Raw genomic sequence first — 16,823 nt, 5'->3', positions numbered from 1 at the left:
CACAGGAAAGCCCGCCCGACAGGCCCGCTTTTCTCGTTTCGTTGCCCCTCCGGGGCGCTTGCCGGAACGCCGGACATCGTCCGCACCGGCATCTGCCGCTTGCATCACGCGGCCCATTCTTCATGAGCGCACTGTCGCGACGGCCCATCGGGCCCGCGTCGAAGCAGCCCCTTACGGCCCTTTACCGCCGCTTGTGCAGTAAGTGCTTAATGGTCTGCCCCGACGCGCCGCGCACGACACCGCGCTCGCCGGCAAACCGTGTCGGACGGCCCGCCCGTTCGGCGCAGTCAAAGGAGTGCATGACCTTGACCGCAACACACGTCAGCCCGACCGCTGCCTCTTCCTCCGCTTCGTCGTCCGGCGAAGCCCCGCTCGTCGCGGACGACATCACCGTCGTCGACCAGAGCCTGCTCAAGCGCGCCGTCAGCGCGATGGCCATCGGCAATGCGATGGAATGGTTCGACTTCGGCGTCTACAGCTACATCGCCGTCACGCTCGGCAAGGTGTTCTTCCCGTCCAGCAGCCCGTCCGCGCAGCTGCTCGCCACCTTCGGCACATTCGCGGCCGCCTTCCTCGTGCGCCCGCTCGGCGGCATGGTGTTCGGCCCGCTCGGCGACCGCATCGGCCGCCAGCGCGTGCTCGCCGCCACGATGATCATGATGGCCGTCGGCACCTTCGCGATCGGCCTCATTCCCAGCTACGCGTCGATCGGCATCATGGCGCCCGTGCTGCTGCTCGTCGCCCGCCTCGTGCAGGGCTTCTCGACCGGCGGCGAATACGGCGGCGCGGCCACCTTCATCGCCGAGTTCTCGACCGACAAGCGCCGCGGCTTCATGGGCAGCTTCCTCGAATTCGGCACGCTGATCGGCTATGTGATGGGTGCCGGCGTCGTCGCGCTGCTCACCGCGTCGCTGTCGCAGGAGGCGCTGCTGTCGTGGGGCTGGCGTGTGCCGTTCCTGATCGCCGGCCCGCTCGGCCTGATCGGCCTGTACATCCGGATGAAGCTCGAGGAAACGCCGGCGTTCAAGCGCCAGGCCGAGGAGCGCGAAGCGCAGGACAAGGCCGTGCCGAAGGCGCGCTTCCGCGAAACGCTGATGCGCAACTGGCGTGCGCTGCTGCTGTGCGTCGGCCTCGTGCTGATCTTCAACGTGACCGACTACATGGTGCTGTCGTACCTGCCGAGCTTCATGTCGTCGACGCTGCATTTCGACGAATCGCACAGCCTCGTGCTCGTGCTGATCGTGATGGTGCTGATGATGCCGCTGACGCTCGCCGCCGGCCGCCTGTCCGACCGGATCGGCCGCAAGCCGGTGATGCTCGCCGGCTGCGTCGGCCTGCTCGCGCTGTCGATCCCGTCGATGATGCTGATCCATGCCGGCACCACGGCATCGGTGTTCGGCGGCCTGCTGATCCTCGGCGTGCTGCTGTCGTGCTTTACCGGCGTGATGCCGTCGGCGCTGCCGGCACTGTTCCCGACCGAGATCCGCTACGGCGCGCTCGCCATCGGCTTCAACGTGTCGGTGTCGCTGTTCGGCGGCACGACGCCGCTGGTCACCGCGTGGCTCGTCGACGTCACGCACAACCTGATGATGCCCGCGTACTACATGATGGGCGCCGCCGTGATCGGCATCGTGTCGGTCGTCGCGCTCGCCGAAACCGCACGCCAGCCGCTCAAGGGCTCGCCGCCGGCCGTCGCGACGCGCCGCGAAGCCCACCAGCTCGTGCGCCAGATGCGCGAGGACGACGATTCGGGCATGTACCCTGCCGTGTCGACCGCGCGCGCCTGAGCGTCGCCCATGAAAAACCCCGGCCGAAGCCGGGGTCCGATCGAATCCGATCCGCCCGACCGGCTTGCGCCGGCCGGGCTTTTTTTCATCCCCTCGCCGCGTACGCGCTCATGCGTGCGCTTCGCAGTTGCGGCAGAACAGCAGTGCGCGCGATCGCGACACGGCCGCCTGTGCACCACGCGTCGCGACGATCAGCCCGACCTGACCGAGATTGAAATCGCGCTCGACCATCAACTGCGTCAGCGCGGCAAGCGGCAACACGACGGACGGGTGGTACAGGCTCGATTCGATCAGGGTTCGCATCATCAGCTCCATCAGGCAAGGCGTCATTCGATGGAGTGGATTCTAGGGATCGGCGCCCGCCGGATAAACCGCGCGAATGCGAAGTCACTTGTCAGCCGCGGAGAACAATCCGCCGACGCTTGTCTGGCAAGACCGGCGGGCTGCCCGCAGCAGCCGGATGGCCCGCCGGCGGGCCTACGCAAGCGGCGTTTCGACGAAGGCCGGCAGCGCTTCCGCCCGCGCGGAATGCGCGGCGAGCGCCGGATAACGGGCCGGATCGATCCGCGCGAGTACCGGGTAGTCGGCCGCCATGAACTGCGTGAAGCGCCATGCGACCGCCACCGTCACGTCGGACTGCAGCAGGCGCGCGCCGCCGAACCAGCCGTTCGCGGCGGCGACGAGCGGCTCCAGTGCACCGTATGCGCCCTCGATCTGGCTCAGCACGCGCTCGAGCCACGGCGCGTGCTGCTTGTCGGCCGGACGCAGCGCCTGCTCGTAGACGACCTGCACGCTCTTCTCGGCAGCTGCCAGCGCGAAACCGACCGGCACGAGCGTGTTCAGGCGCGCGGCGGCATCCTCGGGCAGCAGCCGCCGCGCGGGCGCGACCCGATGATCGAGATAATCGACGATCAGCGACGAATCCATCAGCGTCGCACCGTCGTCGGTCACGAGCGTCGGCGCCTTGACGACCGGATTGATCGCCCTGAACTGCTCGATATGACGGAACACCGAGAGCGACTCGTGTTCGAACGGGAGGTCGAGCAGCTTCGCCGAAATGGCGACACGGCGCACGAACGGGGAATCCAGCATGCCGATCAGCTTCATCGCAAACGCTCCGCTTGAGGGAATGGGATCGACGACTGTAGCAGCGCCGCAGGGCTTCGCCTAGCGCGCCCGTGCGCTTGATGCGCATCAGCCGGCCGCACGCGGGGCTCACGTTGTCCGGCCGCAGTGACCATAATGCAAGTTCACGCCCCTTCCGCCCCAAGGTTCGCCATGTGGTACGCCCTCGTCGAGCAGCAGCGGGAATGGATGCGCGCCTGGCGCGCGGCGACGCGGCATGCGTTCGACGCGTGGCCCGCGGCCACGCTGCCGCACGCCGCATCCTCGTGCTACGACGACCTGTTCGAGCCGCTGCTCGGGCCGCCGGGCGAGCCCCCGCACTTCGACATCGGGTGGCCGGCCGTCGGCGAGCGCATCGTCGCGCGCACGCCGTTCTGCGACCTGCGGCGCTTCACGCGCGTCGACGCGCGGCGCACGGTACTGCTCTGCGCGCCGCTCGCCGGGCATGCGGCCGTGATGATGCGGGAAACCGTCGAGACGCTGCTCGCGGACGGCGACGTCTGCGTGACCGACTGGCGCAATGCGCGCGACGTGCCGCTCGCGGCGGGCCGCTTCGGGCTCGACGAGTACGTCGCGACGCTCGACGGCTTCGTCGACGGGCTCGCGCACGACGACCGGCCGCTGCATGTCGTCGCCGTGTGCCAGGCAACCGTGCCGGTGCTCGGCGCGCTCGCGCTGCGCGCCGCTCGCGGCCTCGCGCCGCCCGCGAGCGTCACGCTGATCGGCGGCCCGCTCGACGCGCGCCGGAATCCGAGTGCGCTCGGCACCGCCGCCGCGGCCCATTCGCTGGGCTGGTGCCGCCGCCACCTGATCGACGTCGTGCCGCCGGGTTTCGCGGGGCATGGCCGCCACGTGTTTCCCACCTATCTGCAGCAGGGCGAGATCGCGCTCGTGTACCCGCAGCGCTTCCTGTCGCTGATCGAAGCGTACGCGCTGGCCGCGTCGCGCTTCGACATGACCGGGCTCGCCGGCGCACGGCGTGCGCTGCTCGAATACACGGCGCTGCTCGACATGCCCGCCGAGTATTTCCTCGACACGGTCGACATCGTGTTCCAGCGCATGAGCCTCGCGGTCGGTACCTGGGACGTGGGTGGGCGGCGCGTCGAGCCGGCCGCGCTGCGCGGCGTCGCGCTGCTGACCGTCGAAGGCGCATGCGACGCGGTCACGGGCGCCGGCCAGACGCATGCGGCGCTCGACATGTGCAGCGGCCTCGCCGACGACGAGCGCTACCGCATCGACATCGGCGACTGCGATCACTACGGGTTGTTTACCGGGGTGCGCTGGCGCGGGGAGGTCCATCCGATGCTGCAGCGCCTGTTCGCCTGGGCCGAAACCCGTCGCCCCCGCCCGCGCCGCATCAGGCGCACGTGATGCCGCGTCAGGGCCGGGCCGCGTCGAGCAACGCGCGTACCTCGTCGTCGCTCGTCTGCTCGAAGCGCGCGTAGAACTGGCTGATCCCGAAGAACGGCAGCGGCTGCCACACCGTGACGAACGCATCGACCAGATCGTCGAACGCGTGCCGCGCACCCGCTGGCGCGACCGGTGCAGCCGCGACGATGCGCGCCGGGTGACGCTCGCGCAACGTCTGCAGCGCGACGCGCATCGACGCGCCGGTCGCGACGCCGTCGTCGACGACGATCGCAATGCGGCCCTCGACCGGCAGCGGCGGCGCGGCACCGCGATACAGCGCCTCGCGGCGATACAGTTCGACCGTCTCGCGCGCGATCACATCGGCGAGCTGCGCGTCGGACACGCCCATCGAGCGGAGCACCGAACGCTGCAGATGAATCGCACCGCCCGTCGCGATCGCGCCCATCGCGAGCTCGGGATCGGACGGCACGCCGAGCTTGCGTACGACCAGCACGTCGAGCGGCGCGTGCAGCGCGCGGGCGACCGGATACGCGACGGGCACACCGCCGCGCGGCAAGGCGAGCACGACGACATTGCCGCGGCCCGCATAATCGCGCAACGCGCCGGCCAGCTGGCAGCCGGCATCGGTACGATCGGCAAAACACTCGAACACGTTCGGCTCCCTGCCGTTGCGCCGGAGGCGCGAAACCCGCGTCGGCGCCTGTCAACGAGCATGGTTCATCGGCAGCGCCGATGCAAGCAGGGTCACACCGGCGCGCGGGGCACCGAAGGAAAGGGTCAGAGGCCGCCGGCCTGCCGGTACAGCCGCCAGAACGACTGCGCATAGGATTGCGCGAGCTCGGGCGCGCGCTGGAACACGTTCACCGTTTCCGCATGCGCAGCCGCCCCTTCGGAGAGCGTCGTCAGCGCGACGCTGTCGTCCACGATCACGAAGCGCGGCGCGGGATCGCCGTGCCGCGACTCGATCGCCACGTCGATACCCGACGCTTTCAGATAGCCCGCGCCGCTGTACCGGCCCGCGTGCGGCGAACGCACGAGCACGACACGCACCTCGATCCCGCGCGAGCGGGCCGCGCGCAGCGCGCTCGCGACCGCCGGCGGCACGTGCGTATAGCCGGCCAGCAACACGCGACGCTGCGCCTGCTCGATCAGGTCGACGGTCGCGTCGGCCGCCGCATTGTCATACGAAAAGTATGTGCCGACCGATGCGGCGTCGGACGGAATCTGGCTGGCGTGGGCGCTCGCCGCGCAGCAGAGCGCGGCGAGAAGGAAGGCGGCTGGTCTCATGGCGGGCGCCATTTTAGCGACGCCAATTCGTGTGGCAAGCGCCGGCTGCAAGGCTGCTGCGCCGGCGCAACACACAGTGCGAAAGGCGACTCCGGCGAGGGGCTTCCGGGCCGTCGATCAGCCCGCCGCGACACGCGCGAGCCAGCTCGTGACGCCGTCGACGGAACGGAAATCCGCGAGGCTGCGCGCCGGCAGCGCGGGATATGCGCTACCGGCCATCTCGGCCAGTGCGCGGCCGGGGCCGAGCTCGAGGAACGCGGTCGCACCGGCCTCCACGCACGCGGCAAGACAGGCCGCCCACTCGACCGGCTCCGCGATCTGCCGGGCCAGCTTGTCGAGTCCCGCGTCGACGTCGAGCACCGACGCGCCGTCGATACCCGAAAAGAGCCGCGTGCCGGGCAGCGGCCGCCGCACGTGAGCGGCGGCGAGCGACGCGCGAAACACCGGCACGGCCGCGGCGAGCCGGCGCGTGTGCGACGCGATCCGCACGCAGACGGGCGCGACGCGCAGCGCACCGTCGCGCGACGCGTCGTCGGCCACCGCATCGACATCGGGCTGGCGCCCCGCGACCACGAACGCGTCGCCCGGGTTCGCGATCGCGATCGCCGCGTCGCGGCCGTCGCACAATCGCGCAAGCCGAGCGCGCGTCAGGCCGCGCACGAACACCATCCGCTCGTCGCCGCCGCTCGCGGCATCCATGGCACGCGCACGCGCGTCGGCCAGGTCGAGCGCGGCGTCCGGCTCGATCATCCCCGCGACGCTCCACGACGCGACTTCGCCGACGCTGTAGCCGGCGACGCAGCGCCGGCGCGGCCACACCGCGTCGAGCAGCGCGGCCGCCGCGAGCGCCTGGAGCGTGCAGAGGATCTGCGCGGCACGGTTTTCACGCAGCGCGTCCGGCCCGGCGTGCCGCACCCACGCGCGCGGATCGTCGCCGAGCAGCCGGCCGGCGTGGGCGAACAGCGCGTCGGCCTGCGGCGCGGTGCCGGTCAGGTCGAACATGTCGGCGCGCTGCGCGCCCTGTCCCGAACAGAGGATGGCCAGCGTCATCGCGCGCCTCCGTCGGCTTCGAGCGCATCGACGAAGACGCTCATCGCAAGCAGGTCAGCCGCGCCGCCCGGGCTCAGCCGGCGCGCGACGAACGCACGATGCACGGCGGCCGCGCGTAGCCGCCAGTCGCGCGCCCGCACGCCGCCGCGTGCGACGAACGCGCGTGCGGCCGCTTGCGCGAATTCGAGGCCGTCCTGCCCGCCCCGGTGCAGCAGGTTCGTATCGTCGAGCGCGGCGATCAGCGCGAAGCACGCGTCGACGCGCGCCGCTTCCGGGTCGCCGGGCAGGTCGCGCCGCGCGCGACGCAGCGCGGGCAGCCCGACCGCATAGACGGTCGTGAAACCGTCGGCCGCCTCGCGGCGCGCGCCGCCGACGCCGTAGCGGCGGCTCGCGCGTTCGCCGTGGCTGTCGGGCAGGCGCGGGCCGCCGAGGATATCGGCGCCCCAGCGGCGGGAGACGAACGCGCCGAGCGTCGTCCCGCCCGGCACGGCGCCCGGCGTCGCACGCCGGCCCGCCGCCGCGCACAGCAGCCCGAGCCCGAAGATCGCGCCGCGATGCGTGTTGACGCCGCCCGTCGCGGCGAGCATCGCGTGCTCGGCACGCAGGCCGATCTTGCGCAGCACGGCCATGTCCGCATCGCGCGCGCCTGCGTCGGCCAGTTCCGCGAAGTAAGGCCGCAGCACGGCGGCGCTACGCGTGAACGTCGCGGCATCCATGTCGGTGTGACTGCCGGTGTCGACGTGACTGACGAGCCCCGGCTTCGGATAGGTCTCGATCTCGAGCACGAGGCTGCGCTCGGCCAGTTCGGCGATGCGCCCGGCTTCGGACGGCGCCGGTATGCGGCAGGCGGCCCATGCACTCATCGCGCGCCCCCGGTGAAGGCGTCGACCGGCATCAGTTCGACGGCGATCGCCGTCTTGACCGCGACTTCAGGCTGCCGCGCATGCAGTTCGCGCCAGTTGACGCCCGCGCCGTCGTTGCGCAGCAGTTCGCCGTCGATGCGCATGGGCGCGCGCCCGTCGATCGCCGCGAGGCCGTCGAGCAGCGGCGCGATCGATGCGGCTTCCGGTAGCGGGAACACGATGTCGAGGTCAGACGACTCGCCCAGGTACGGCTCGCCCGTCAGCGCCTGCCATGCGAGGCTGCCGAACACGCGGCCCTGCACGCCGCACCGCGCGCCGAGCGCATCGAGCTCGCGCAACGGTGCGCGCCATGCGTCGGGCGCGGCCGCGAGCACGTCGGACAACGTGGGCAGCGGGCCGACCGTCGCGAGCGCATCGGCCGCTGCGTTCAACGCGATGCGCCGCTTGCCCGCGGACGGCGGCAGCGGCAGGCCGAGCGGCACGCGGCCGGCATCGGCCTCGTCGGGCGACGCGCGGCGCACGATCAGCGGCCGGCCGCGCGCGGCCCACGCCTGCACGAGCGGATCGGCGGCGAGCGCGGGATCGCGCGCGAATGCCGCGCCCCACCCTGCCGCCGTCAACGTGACGAGCGTGTGGCGGCGCAGCGGCATCTCAGTGCGCGGCACGCGCGAGCGCCTCGACACGCCGCGCGACATCGGCAGCCACCGGCCGGCCGCGCGCAGCGCGCCGGTCGACGCGCTCGGCCGGCTTGCCGAGCCATTCACCGACCTGCGCGTCGAGCGCGCGGGCCGGATCGAGCACGGCGTCGACGGCGCCCATCGTCACGAGATTGTCGAGCCCCGGCGCGAACACCGGCGTCGAGCGCGCCATCTCCTTCAGCACGTCGATCGGCAGCTTGGTCACGCGCGACATCGACGGCAGGTCCATCACTTCCGGTTCGGCGCCCGGCACCGCAAGCAGCGTGCGCGTCGCGAGCGCGGTCGCGATGAACGCGCCGGCGGCCGTGTGGCCGTACAGCACGCCGATCGTCCGGTGCCCGGCGAGATCCGCGTGCATCAGGCACTTCGCGAGATGCGACAGCCCCTCGTTCAGGCCGAGCAGTTCGTCGCGCTTGCTCATCCGCTGGCTGTCGCTGTCGACGAGCACGAGGATCGGCGTGTCGCCGCCGCGCGCGATCGTGTCGAGCACGCGGGCCGCGAGCGTCAGCGCCTCGTCGATGCCGAACGGCAAGCGGTCGGCGACGCCGATCACGTCGACGCGTGTACCGGCCAGTTCCGCATGCCCCGTCAGCAGGCCGCCAGTGCGGGCGATCGAATGGCCCTGGGGAAACAAGGCGTTCAGCACTTCATCGAGCGTCATGCGTGCTCTCCTGCAATTGATCCGCGAGCGACGCGAACGTGTCGTCGGGCATGCCCGGAATCGCTTCCGGCTTGTCGGCCCCGAGCGTGCGCCAGACGTCGAGCGCATCGTGGCATGCGCCGAACCGTTCGACACGCGCCTCGAGACGCGCCTGCTCGGCACGCAGCATCGCCGCATCGAACGTCGGAGCACGCCCGATCAGCTCGAGCGCCGCCGCGCGGAATGCGTCCGGCGTATCGGCCACGTAGCGGTCCGCGCCGCCGATCAGCCGCCGGTGCTTGCCGCCCATCGTGCGCCAGATCAGCGCGCGGTCCTTCGAATCGAACTCCTCGACGCCGCGATTGGTTTCGATCACCTCGGGGCCCGACACGCTGATACGGCCCTGCTCCGACACCGCAAGCGCCGAGCAGCACGCGGCGAGCAACCCGCCGCCGCCGTAGCAGCCCGCGCGCCCGCCGATCAGCCCGATCACCGGCACGCCGGCCGCACGCGCTTCGACGAGCGCGCGCATGATCTCGGCAATCGCGAGTTCGCCCGCGTTCGCCTCCTGCAGCCGCACGCCCCCCGTATCGAACAGGATCAGCACCGGCTTGCCGACTTCGCGCGCGGCGCGCAGCAGCCCGGTGAGCTTCGCGCCGTGCACTTCGCCGAACGCCCCGCCCATGAAGCGGCCTTCCTGCGCCGCGACGAACACCGGCTGCCCGTCGAGCCGGCCGTGGCCGACCACCATCCCGTCGTCGAACTGCTGCGGCAGGTCGAACAGCGGCAAGTGCGGGCTCGTCACGCGTTCGGCCGGCCCGAGGAATTCGTCGAAGCTGCCCGCGTCGAGCAGCCCGTCGACGCGCTGCCGCGCCGACGCTTCGTACCAGCTCGCCCCATTCGCGACGAACGCGGGCGTGTCGTGGATCGCGTCGTTCATCATGCGTCCCCCTCGATCGCGCGCACGGCCTGCGCGAGCCGCAGCGACACCATGTCGGGCCGCGCGCCGCCGTCGTTGATCGACAGCTTCAGGCCGCCCGGCGTGCGCCGCTCGACGAAATCCGTGACGACGGCCTGCCACACCGCACCGAAACCGACCGCCGCGGTGCGGATGTCGATCTCGCATTCGTTGCCCGGCAGCACGCGCTCGACGAGCACCTCGAGATTGCCGGATGCCACCACGCCGACGAGCGCCGCGGCCTGCTCGCCCTTCGCGCGCTCGCGCGCGGTGAAGCGATAGTTCAACTGTTCCATGCCCTCTTCCTCACCAGTTGCGGAACCGGGCCGGCGGCGCATAGAGCCCGCCCGACCAGTGCACGAGATCCTTGATCGAGCGCGCGGCGAGCCAGCGGCGATCGGCGTCGAGCGGATCGATGCCGAGATCCTCCGGACGGCGGATCACGCCGCGCTCGCGCAGCCGCTCGACCATCTTCCGGTCGCGGCCGCGGCCGATCTCCGTATAACCGGCGACGCCGCGGATCGCGTGCTCGCGTTCGTCCTTGTCGCGGCACATCAGCAGGTTCGCGATCCCCTCCTCGGTGACGATGTGCGTGACGTCGTCGCCGTAGACCATGATCGGCGCGAGGTCGAGCTGCAGCTTGTCGGCGAGCTTCAGCGCGTCGAGTTTCTCGACGAACATCGGCACGTTCTTGTCGCCGAACGTCTCGCCGATCTGCACGACGAGCTTGCGGCCGCGCCTGAGTGCCGCCGGCGTATCGGGGTCGGCTTCCGCGCCGGCCTTCAGCCACGGCTCGCTCGGGTGACGCCGGCCGCGCGCGTCGCTGCCCATGTTCGGCGCGCCGCCGAAACCGGCGATGCGCTCGGCGGTGACCGTCGACGAATGGCCCGACAGGTCGATCTGCAGCGTCGAGCCGATGAACATGTCGCACGCGTAGAGGCCGGCCGTCTGGCAGAACGCGCGGTTCGAGCGCAGCGACCCGTCGGAGCCCGTGAACCATATGTCGGAACGCGCGCGGATGTAGTCGTCCATCCCGACTTCCGAGCCGAAGCAGTGGATCTGCTCGACCCAGCCCGATTCGATCGCGGGGATCAGCGTCGGGTGCGGATTGAGCGCCCAGTGCGAGCAGACCTTGCCCTTCAGCCCGAGCTTCTCGCCGTAGGTCGGCAGCAGCAGTTCGATCGCGGCCGTGTTGAAGCCGATCCCGTGGTTCAGGCGCTTGATGCCGTACGGTTCGTAGATGCCCTTGATCGCGAGCATCGCGGTGAGGATCTGCGTTTCGGTGATCGCGGCCGGGTCGCGCGTGAACAGCGGCTCGACGTAGAACGGCCGGCCCGCCTCGACGACGAAGTGCACGCGGTCGCCGGGAATGTCGACGCGCGGCACCTTGTCGACGATGCGGTCGACCTGCGCGATCACGATGCCGTCCTTGAACGCGGTGGCCTCGACGACGGTCGGCGTGTCTTCGGTGTTCGGGCCGGTGTACAGGTTGCCGTCGGCGTCGGCGCTGACCGCGGCGATCAGCGCGACCTGCGGCGTGAGGTCGATGAAGTAGCGCGCGAACAGCTCGAGATAGGTGTGCACCGCGCCGAGCGCGATCTTGCCGCCGAACAGCAGCTTCGCGATGCGCTGCGACTGCGGGCCCGAATACGCGAAGTCGAGGCGCTTCGCGATGCCGCGCTCGAACACGTCGAGATGCTCGGGCAGCACGACGCCCGACTGCACCATGTGCAGGTCGTGAATCTTCGCGCTGTCGACGTCGGCGAGCGCCGTCGCGAGCAGGTCGGCCTGCTTCTGGTTGTCGCCTTCGAGGCACACGCGGTCGCCTGGCCGCAGCACCGCTTCGAGCAACGCGACGGCGTCGCGCGCATCGACCCGTTTGCCCTGCGCGAAACGCGCACCGGCCGCGAGGCGTGCATCGCGCGCCTGCCGCGCGTGATTCCATCCCGTCATGAACAGTTCTCCCGCTTCGATGGTTCAGCGGCATTCTAAGCCTGGCGCCGCCGCCGATTGATGATGTTGACGAATGCGACTCAGAGGACGCCGCGATGGATGCGGCCCGCATGCTTGGGCCGCATCGCAGCGCGCTACGCGCCGACCAGCGCGCGCGTCGTGAAGAACAGCACCGACGGCCCGAGCAGACAGCCGACGCCCGTATGGAACGTCGCGACCAATGCGCCGTACGGGACGAGCCGGCGGTCGGTCGCGGCGAGCCCCGCGCTCACGCCGCTGACGGTGCCGGCCAGGCCACCGAAGATCATCGCGGAACGCGGCGTCTTCAGGCCCATGAAGTTGGCCGCGACCGGCGTGCCGACCATCACGATGATCGCCTTCACGAGCCCCGTCGCGATGCTGAGCGCGATCACGTCGGAGCTCGCGCCGATCGCCGCGCCCGTCACGGGGCCGACGATGTAGGTGACGGCGCCCGCGCCGATGGTCGTCATGCTGACCGCGTCGGTGTAGCCGAACGCGCGCGCGATGCACGCGCCGACGATGAACGGCAGCACGGTGCCGAGCAGCAGCGACACGACGCCGACGAGCCCGGCCTTGCGTGCCTCGGTCGGCTGCACTTCGAACGCGGTCGCGACGATCGCGAAATCGCGCAGCATCGCGCCGCCCATCAGGCCGACGCCGGCGAACAGCTTGACGTCGGCCAGCCCTTTCTCGCCGCCGGTGAATGCGCCGCCGACGTAGGCGAGCACGAGGCCGATCACGATCGCGATCGCCGAGCCGTGTACACGGCCGAACGTGAGCTTGCGCGACGCGATCGACGACAGCCACATGATCAGGCCGACCAGCGCGAACGACGCGACGAGCCCGTTGTGGGCGACGACTTTTTCGAGCATCTGCAGCATGGCGGCCTCCTTCACTGTTCTTCGAATTGCGGCACGGCCGCGAAGGCCGTGTCGTCGCGCCCGGTGCGCACGAGTACCGCGATGCAGCATGCGCAGATCGCGACCGCGCCGACGGCGGCCAGCAACGCGACGGGGCCGCCCTTGAGCGCGGCGACGACGTTCTGGTTCGCGGCCATCGCGACGACGACGGGGATGTACATCGCGCCCCAGAACCCGACGCCGGCCTCGGTTTCCTTCGGCAGCCAGCCGCGCCGGTGCAGCCACAGGCGCAGGCAGATCAGCAGCAGCATCGCGATGCCGACGCCGCCGACGTTGGTCTTCACGCCGATCGCGCTGCCGAGCAGGTCGCCGAGGAACAGGCCGGCCAGGTGGCAGAACGCCAGCAGCGCGGTTCCGTAGATGATCATGAGTCGTCTCCAGTCTCTTCGTGACGGGCGCCGGACGCATGCAGGAACCGGCCCCGCACGCCGATCCCGTGCGCGGACTCGTCTCCTGCCGCGGTGCGCCGCGGCCCGGCGGCCCGTCGTGCGGGCGCGTTCTCGGGCGGTCGATGGGATGATGCGGTTTCGGGCCGGATGCCGGATGCCGTAGACTGACCGATGCAGCCGCCGGCACGACGCGGGCTACGCATCCGGTGTGCGCCGTGACGGGCACGCACCGAGGCGTGATCCGATACTAGCGCCGCAATATCCGGCCATTTATGAAGTTGTCGAAACCGATTCAGTGGATTTAGCAATGCGCCCGTTACCGCCCGAGCTGCTGCGCAGCTTCGTCGCCGTCGCCCAGTCCGGCAGCTTCACCGCCGCGTCCGAGCGCGTGAGCCTGTCGCAATCGACCGTCAGCCAGCATATCCGCCGCCTCGAGGAGCTGCTCGACCGGCCGCTGTTCGAACGCGACACGCGCAACGTGCACCTGTCGCAGCACGGCGACGCGCTGTTCCGCTACGCGGTGCGCATCCTCGAACTGATGGACGAAGCCGTCACGTCGGTGTGCGGGCCGCCGCTGTCGGGCAAGGTGCGGCTCGCGATGTCGGAGGATTTCGCGTCGGCGCACCTGACGGCCGCGCTCGCGAGCTTCGTGCAGCGCAATCCTGAAGTCGAACTCGCGATCTCGACCGGGCTGTCGGGCGACCTGTTCGACGCGCTCGACGAAGGGCGGCACGATCTCGTGTTCGCGAAGCGCATCGCGGGCAGCCGGCGCGGCCGCGTGATCCGCAGCGAGCCGCTGTACTGGTGCACGGGCCCCGATTCGCGGATCACCGGCCACGAGGCCGTGCTGCCGCTCGCGATGCATCCGGAGCCGAGCGTGTCGCGCCGCCGCGTGCTCGAATCGCTCGAAGCCGTCGGGCGGCCGTACCGGATCGCGGTAGTCAGCAGCAGCGTCGCGGTGTTGCGCGCCGCCGCGAGCGCGGGGCTCGGCGTCAGCGCGTTCGCGGGCTACGTGATCCCGGCCGGGCTCGCGCGGCTCGACGCGGGGCTGCCCGAACTCGGCGAACTCGAGTACGTGATCGACCGGCCGGCGGCCGCGTCGCGATCGACGCTCGCGCTCGAAGCCACACTGATCACGGCGGCGTCGGAGTTGTAACCGCACCGGGCGCGACGCACGCATGCGCGGCCGGACGCGCCCGCAACTGACAGTTCTGCCCGGAACGCGTCATCGTCCGCGCAGCGCCCGCTCACGACAATGGGCCCCATCGGAACGCACGGCAGCCGCCGCGCGCATCCGGTGTCCCGTCCCCTTGATCGGAGCACGCCATGAATGTCTTGCGATTCGCCGTCGCGACCGCCGCCGCCGCCCTGCTGTCCCCCGCCTTTGCCCAGACCGATGCCGCCGCGCCCGAACCGGGCCTGACACGCGCGGAAGTCATCGCCCAGCTCAAGCAGGCCTATCTCGACGGTGAACTGCCGACGAACGACGGCAACTACCCGCCGAGCGCCGCGACGCGCGCGCGCAACCGCGAACTCGTGCAGGCCGCGAGCCCGTCGTGGCTTGCCCAGACGCCGCAGGCACCGCAAACGGCCGCGCAGCAGTAGCGGAGTGCGGCCCGACCGATCGCGGCCCGACCGAAACGCTCCGCCCAGGCCCGATCACGGCAGGAAGCTGCGGCGCCGCGCGTCGATCAGCTCGACGAGCAGGCGGTCGCGTTCGGCCGCCAGTTCCTGCATCGAGCGCCCGCCCTGGATCGCGCGCAATTCGTCGTTCAGCTTGCGATCGACGTCCGGGTTGAACGACGGCGTGCCGAGGTCGTCCCACCAGCTCGTGATCGGCCCCGACAGGTGTTCGAGGAAGTGCGCGATTCCGCCCGCGCCGCCGCCGAGGTGATAGGTCAGGCACTGCCCCATCAGCCCCCAGCGCAGGCCGGGCCCCCATGCGACGGCCTTGTCCGCATCAGCAACGCTCACGACGCCTTCGCCGACGAGGTGATACACCTCGCGGAACAGCGCCGCCGCGAGCCGGTTCGCGACGTGGCCGGTCATCTCCTTGTTGAGGACGATCGTCTGCTTGCCGAGCGCATCGTAGAACGCCTTCACGCGCGCGATCACGTCCTGGCCGGTGGCCTCGCCGCCGACCAGCTCGACGAGCGGAATCAGGTGCGGCGGATTGAACGGATGCGCAATCAGGCAACGTTCCGGATGCTTTTCGCACGCTGTCTGGATGTCCGACATTTTCAGGCCCGACGAACTCGACGCGATCGGCACGTGCGCGGGCAGCACGTCGTCCATCTGCCGGTACAGCGCACGCTTCAGGTCGAGCCGCTCCGGGCCGTTCTCCTGCACGAAGTCGACGCCGTCGAGCGCACGCACGAGATCGGCATCGAACGACAGCCGCGCGGAAAGCTCGGCGGCCCGCTCGCCGAGAAACGCGGCCAGTGCGTCGCGCAGCCGCGCGTCGGCTTGCGGCGCCGGATCGGTCGCGACGACGTCGAAGCCCTGCGTCAGATAGAAAGCGGCCCAGCTGGCGCCGATCACGCCGGCGCCGACGATCGCGATGCGTCGAATGTCCATGGTTGTCCCGTGTCGTTGGTCTGCAGATAGATCGCGGCGATTGTCGCATCGAACCGCACGGGCCTGCATTGATGCAGATTGTGGATCCCCTCTTGAAATGCGCTGCGGCGGCCACTAATTACGCGTCGTCGGGCAGCGCACCACACCACGCACTGCCCCCGTTTCGACCCAGTGGAGCCCCCGCGTCGCGCCCGCCGCAGGCGTCGCGCCGTCGCGTCTCCCGCGTTCCCTGTTCAGGAGGACTCACATGAGCGGTATCCATTTCGGCAGCGACCTGTTCGACGAATTCGCCCGCGTGCAGCGGCAGGTGGCGAGCCTGCTCGGCGATCGTCCGTCCGGCATTCGCGCGGTGCGGCCCGGCGCCTTTCCCGCACTCAACGTCGGCGCCACCGACGGCGCGATCGAGATCGTCGCGTTCGCGCCCGGCATGGCCGCGGCCGACTTCGACGTGTCGATCGACAAGGACCTGCTGACGATCAGCGGCGAGCGCAAGCCGGCGCCAGGCGGAGAAGGCGACGACCTGCGCACCTATGCGCAGGAGCGCTTTCACGGTGCGTTCCGCCGCGTCGTCGAGCTGCCGCGTGACGCGGATCCCGACCAGGTCAGCGCCCGCTATGAAAACGGCTGCCTGCTGATTCGCGTCGGCCGACGCGAGGCATCGAAGCCGCGCGCGATCACCGTTCAATAATTCTCAGGATACCGACATGACTGCGAACCCGACCCTGGCCGAACGCCAAACGAGCACCGTCCACCCCGCTGCCGCCGAAGCGGCGCGCCGGCCCGCGATCACGCCGGCCGTCGACATCGTCGAGAATCACCTCGGCGTCACGCTGCGGGCCGACCTGCCTGGCGTGCCGCGCGAGAACCTCGACGTGAAGGTGCACGACAACACGCTGACGATCGAGGCCGACACGCACCTCGATACGCCGGCCGACCTCCGCGTGCGGCATGCCGAAATCCGCGCGACGCGCTATGCGCGCAGCTTCGTGCTGAGCCCCGACCTCGATACGTCGAGGATCGACGCGAACCTGCGCGACGGCGTGCTGACGCTGACGATTCCGCGCCGCGAGGAAACGCGTCCGCGCCGCATCGACGTGACGGCCGGCAACGCGTAAGCACCGGTGCGTGCCGTCGTCCCGCACGTGTGAAAAAGCCCCGCCGGGTACGCGCCCGGCGGGGCTTTT

The 16,823-nt window shown here is 70.6% G+C and carries 20 protein-coding genes; 6 read left to right on the top strand and 14 right to left on the bottom strand.

Annotation, left to right across the window (positions count from 1 at the left end; all coding sequences use genetic code 11):
• Window positions 1-299: 299 nt before the first annotated feature.
• Window positions 300-1,787 carry a glycine betaine/L-proline transporter ProP gene (gene proP / locus APZ15_RS10115; RefSeq protein ID WP_027787885.1) on the top strand — a complete coding sequence of 496 codons (1,488 nt, stop codon included), beginning with the start codon at window positions 300-302 and terminating at the stop codon, window positions 1,785-1,787.
• A 108-nt stretch (window positions 1,788-1,895) separates the two neighbouring features.
• Here proP and APZ15_RS10110 read toward each other — a convergent pair whose 3' ends face one another.
• Both APZ15_RS10110 and APZ15_RS10105 read right to left on the bottom strand, forming a co-directional pair.
• Window positions 1,896-2,102 carry a hypothetical protein gene (locus APZ15_RS10110; protein WP_080982016.1) on the bottom strand — a complete coding sequence of 69 codons (207 nt, stop codon included), beginning with the start codon at window positions 2,100-2,102 and terminating at the stop codon, window positions 1,896-1,898.
• A gap of 162 nt (window positions 2,103-2,264) precedes the next feature.
• On the bottom strand, window positions 2,265-2,894 hold the full coding sequence (locus tag APZ15_RS10105; protein WP_027787887.1) for a glutathione S-transferase family protein: 630 nt from the start codon (window positions 2,892-2,894) through the stop codon (window positions 2,265-2,267).
• A 171-nt stretch (window positions 2,895-3,065) separates the two neighbouring features.
• Between APZ15_RS10105 and APZ15_RS10100 the strand changes: the two genes are divergently transcribed.
• Window positions 3,066-4,283 carry a polyhydroxyalkanoate depolymerase gene (locus APZ15_RS10100; protein ID WP_027787888.1) on the top strand — a complete coding sequence of 406 codons (1,218 nt, stop codon included), beginning with the start codon at window positions 3,066-3,068 and terminating at the stop codon, window positions 4,281-4,283.
• 7 nt (window positions 4,284-4,290) lie between these two features.
• On the opposite strand, the gene APZ15_RS10095 is transcribed toward APZ15_RS10100, so the two are convergent.
• The 11 genes from APZ15_RS10095 to madL all read right to left on the bottom strand — a co-directional run bounded on the left by APZ15_RS10095 (window position 4,291) and on the right by madL (window position 13,041).
• Complete coding sequence (locus APZ15_RS10095) at window positions 4,291-4,935, bottom strand: phosphoribosyltransferase (RefSeq protein WP_027787889.1); 645 nt, start codon at window positions 4,933-4,935, stop codon at window positions 4,291-4,293.
• Between the two features lie 125 nt (window positions 4,936-5,060).
• A complete protein-coding gene (locus APZ15_RS10090) occupies window positions 5,061-5,582 on the bottom strand; it encodes a phospholipase D-like domain-containing protein (protein ID WP_027787890.1) in 522 nt (173 codons plus the stop codon).
• A 105-nt stretch (window positions 5,583-5,687) separates the two neighbouring features.
• Window positions 5,688-6,620 (bottom strand): malonate decarboxylase subunit epsilon, encoded by a 933-nt coding sequence (mdcH, locus tag APZ15_RS10085; protein WP_027787891.1) that lies wholly within the window; start codon window positions 6,618-6,620, stop codon window positions 5,688-5,690.
• Window positions 6,617-7,483: a triphosphoribosyl-dephospho-CoA synthase MdcB gene (gene mdcB / locus APZ15_RS10080; RefSeq protein WP_027787892.1), complete on the bottom strand. Its 867-nt coding sequence runs from the start codon at window positions 7,481-7,483 to the stop codon at window positions 6,617-6,619. The genes mdcH and mdcB overlap by 4 nt, the downstream gene beginning before the upstream one ends.
• Window positions 7,480-8,148 carry a malonate decarboxylase holo-[acyl-carrier-protein] synthase gene (gene mdcG, locus APZ15_RS10075; protein ID WP_027787893.1) on the bottom strand — a complete coding sequence of 223 codons (669 nt, stop codon included), beginning with the start codon at window positions 8,146-8,148 and terminating at the stop codon, window positions 7,480-7,482. The genes mdcB and mdcG overlap by 4 nt, the downstream gene beginning before the upstream one ends.
• Window positions 8,135-8,842, bottom strand: a complete 708-nt coding sequence (gene mdcE, locus APZ15_RS10070) for a biotin-independent malonate decarboxylase subunit gamma (protein WP_027787894.1) — start codon at window positions 8,840-8,842, stop codon at window positions 8,135-8,137. The genes mdcG and mdcE overlap by 14 nt, the downstream gene beginning before the upstream one ends.
• On the bottom strand, window positions 8,829-9,764 hold the full coding sequence (locus APZ15_RS10065; protein ID WP_027787895.1) for a biotin-independent malonate decarboxylase subunit beta: 936 nt from the start codon (window positions 9,762-9,764) through the stop codon (window positions 8,829-8,831). Before APZ15_RS10065 ends, mdcE begins: the two co-directional genes overlap by 14 nt.
• Window positions 9,761-10,075, bottom strand: a complete 315-nt coding sequence (mdcC, locus tag APZ15_RS10060; protein ID WP_027787896.1) for a malonate decarboxylase acyl carrier protein — start codon at window positions 10,073-10,075, stop codon at window positions 9,761-9,763. Before mdcC ends, APZ15_RS10065 begins: the two co-directional genes overlap by 4 nt.
• A 10-nt stretch (window positions 10,076-10,085) precedes the next feature.
• The gene (gene mdcA / locus APZ15_RS10055) at window positions 10,086-11,732 is read right to left on the bottom strand and encodes a malonate decarboxylase subunit alpha (protein ID WP_027787897.1); all 1,647 of its coding nucleotides are present in this window, start codon (window positions 11,730-11,732) and stop codon (window positions 10,086-10,088) included.
• Window positions 11,733-11,866: 134 nt separating this feature from the next.
• Window positions 11,867-12,634 carry a malonate transporter subunit MadM gene (gene madM, locus APZ15_RS10050; protein ID WP_027787898.1) on the bottom strand — a complete coding sequence of 256 codons (768 nt, stop codon included), beginning with the start codon at window positions 12,632-12,634 and terminating at the stop codon, window positions 11,867-11,869.
• Between the two features lie 11 nt (window positions 12,635-12,645).
• Entirely contained in the window at window positions 12,646-13,041 is a 396-nt protein-coding gene (gene madL, locus APZ15_RS10045) for a malonate transporter subunit MadL (protein ID WP_021162694.1), read from the bottom strand.
• A gap of 328 nt (window positions 13,042-13,369) precedes the next feature.
• On the opposite strand from madL, the gene APZ15_RS10040 reads away from it, so the two are divergent.
• Together APZ15_RS10040 and APZ15_RS10035 are read left to right on the top strand one after the other, a co-directional pair.
• Window positions 13,370-14,218, top strand: coding sequence for a LysR substrate-binding domain-containing protein (locus APZ15_RS10040; RefSeq protein WP_027787899.1), 849 nt, complete (start codon window positions 13,370-13,372; stop codon window positions 14,216-14,218).
• A 170-nt stretch (window positions 14,219-14,388) separates the two neighbouring features.
• A complete protein-coding gene (locus APZ15_RS10035; protein ID WP_027787900.1) occupies window positions 14,389-14,667 on the top strand; it encodes a DUF4148 domain-containing protein in 279 nt (92 codons plus the stop codon).
• 54 nt (window positions 14,668-14,721) lie between these two features.
• On the opposite strand, the gene APZ15_RS10030 is transcribed toward APZ15_RS10035, so the two are convergent.
• A complete protein-coding gene (locus APZ15_RS10030; protein ID WP_027787901.1) occupies window positions 14,722-15,639 on the bottom strand; it encodes a 3-hydroxyacyl-CoA dehydrogenase NAD-binding domain-containing protein in 918 nt (305 codons plus the stop codon).
• A 247-nt stretch (window positions 15,640-15,886) separates the two neighbouring features.
• Here APZ15_RS10030 and APZ15_RS10025 point away from each other — a divergent pair, with 247 nt between their 5' ends.
• A complete protein-coding gene (locus APZ15_RS10025; RefSeq protein WP_027787902.1) occupies window positions 15,887-16,327 on the top strand; it encodes an Hsp20/alpha crystallin family protein in 441 nt (146 codons plus the stop codon).
• A 16-nt stretch (window positions 16,328-16,343) separates the two neighbouring features.
• The gene (locus APZ15_RS10020; protein WP_027787903.1) at window positions 16,344-16,754 is read left to right on the top strand and encodes an Hsp20/alpha crystallin family protein; all 411 of its coding nucleotides are present in this window, start codon (window positions 16,344-16,346) and stop codon (window positions 16,752-16,754) included.
• Window positions 16,755-16,823 lie beyond the last annotated feature (69 nt).

Source organism: Burkholderia cepacia ATCC 25416, assembly GCF_001411495.1.
Lineage (GTDB): Bacteria > Pseudomonadota > Gammaproteobacteria > Burkholderiales > Burkholderiaceae > Burkholderia > Burkholderia cepacia.
This window is presented reverse-complemented; position numbering and strand designations above follow the sequence as displayed.

Bases quoted from the DNA above. Each gene is read 5' to 3' on its own strand.
- proP (WP_027787885.1), top strand. From the start codon at position 300: ATGACCTTGACCGCAACACACGTCAGCCCGACCGCTGCCTCTTCCTCC.
- APZ15_RS10110 (WP_080982016.1), bottom strand. From the start codon at position 2,102: ATGGAGCTGATGATGCGAACCCTGATCGAATCGAGCCTGTACCACCCG.
- APZ15_RS10105 (WP_027787887.1), bottom strand. From the start codon at position 2,894: ATGAAGCTGATCGGCATGCTGGATTCCCCGTTCGTGCGCCGTGTCGCC.
- APZ15_RS10100 (WP_027787888.1), top strand. From the start codon at position 3,066: ATGTGGTACGCCCTCGTCGAGCAGCAGCGGGAATGGATGCGCGCCTGG.
- APZ15_RS10090 (WP_027787890.1), bottom strand. From the start codon at position 5,582: ATGGCGCCCGCCATGAGACCAGCCGCCTTCCTTCTCGCCGCGCTCTGC.
- mdcH (WP_027787891.1), bottom strand. From the start codon at position 6,620: ATGACGCTGGCCATCCTCTGTTCGGGACAGGGCGCGCAGCGCGCCGAC.
- mdcB (WP_027787892.1), bottom strand. From the start codon at position 7,483: ATGAGTGCATGGGCCGCCTGCCGCATACCGGCGCCGTCCGAAGCCGGG.
- mdcE (WP_027787894.1), bottom strand. From the start codon at position 8,842: ATGACGCTCGATGAAGTGCTGAACGCCTTGTTTCCCCAGGGCCATTCG.
- APZ15_RS10065 (WP_027787895.1), bottom strand. From the start codon at position 9,764: ATGATGAACGACGCGATCCACGACACGCCCGCGTTCGTCGCGAATGGG.
- mdcC (WP_027787896.1), bottom strand. From the start codon at position 10,075: ATGGAACAGTTGAACTATCGCTTCACCGCGCGCGAGCGCGCGAAGGGC.
- mdcA (WP_027787897.1), bottom strand. From the start codon at position 11,732: ATGACGGGATGGAATCACGCGCGGCAGGCGCGCGATGCACGCCTCGCG.
- madM (WP_027787898.1), bottom strand. From the start codon at position 12,634: ATGCTGCAGATGCTCGAAAAAGTCGTCGCCCACAACGGGCTCGTCGCG.
- madL (WP_021162694.1), bottom strand. From the start codon at position 13,041: ATGATCATCTACGGAACCGCGCTGCTGGCGTTCTGCCACCTGGCCGGC.
- APZ15_RS10040 (WP_027787899.1), top strand. From the start codon at position 13,370: ATGCGCCCGTTACCGCCCGAGCTGCTGCGCAGCTTCGTCGCCGTCGCC.
- APZ15_RS10035 (WP_027787900.1), top strand. From the start codon at position 14,389: ATGAATGTCTTGCGATTCGCCGTCGCGACCGCCGCCGCCGCCCTGCTG.
- APZ15_RS10030 (WP_027787901.1), bottom strand. From the start codon at position 15,639: ATGGACATTCGACGCATCGCGATCGTCGGCGCCGGCGTGATCGGCGCC.
- APZ15_RS10025 (WP_027787902.1), top strand. From the start codon at position 15,887: ATGAGCGGTATCCATTTCGGCAGCGACCTGTTCGACGAATTCGCCCGC.
- APZ15_RS10020 (WP_027787903.1), top strand. From the start codon at position 16,344: ATGACTGCGAACCCGACCCTGGCCGAACGCCAAACGAGCACCGTCCAC.